The 245-nt window shown below is 71.4% G+C and carries 1 protein-coding gene; it reads left to right on the top strand.

The genetic code is table 11. The features are described from left to right. A partial coding sequence (locus AOK09_RS20305) for a cellulose binding domain-containing protein (protein ID WP_217698458.1) occupies nt 1–245 on the top strand: 245 nt, incomplete at both ends.

The raw sequence follows: 245 nt of genomic DNA, 5'->3' as shown, positions 1-245 counted from the left end.
CCCCCGACCCCGCCTGCCGCCGCCTGCACCGTGACGTACACCAGGCAGAGCGAGTGGACCGGCGGCTTCACGGCCGACGTCACCCTCCACAACACCGGCACCACCGCCCTGAACGGCTGGACCGTCGGCTGGAGCTTCCCGGGTGACCAGAAGGTGACCAACTCCTGGAACACCCGCCTCACCCAGACCGGCAAGGACGTCACCGCCGCGGCCCAGAGCTACAACGCGACGGTCAGCCCCGGCGG

Origin of the sequence: Peterkaempfera griseoplana, from assembly GCF_001418575.1 — a bacterium.
GTDB lineage: Bacteria > Actinomycetota > Actinomycetes > Streptomycetales > Streptomycetaceae > Peterkaempfera > Peterkaempfera griseoplana.
The sequence above is the reverse complement of the archived record's forward strand: the minus strand, read 5'-3'. Positions and strand labels throughout refer to the sequence as shown.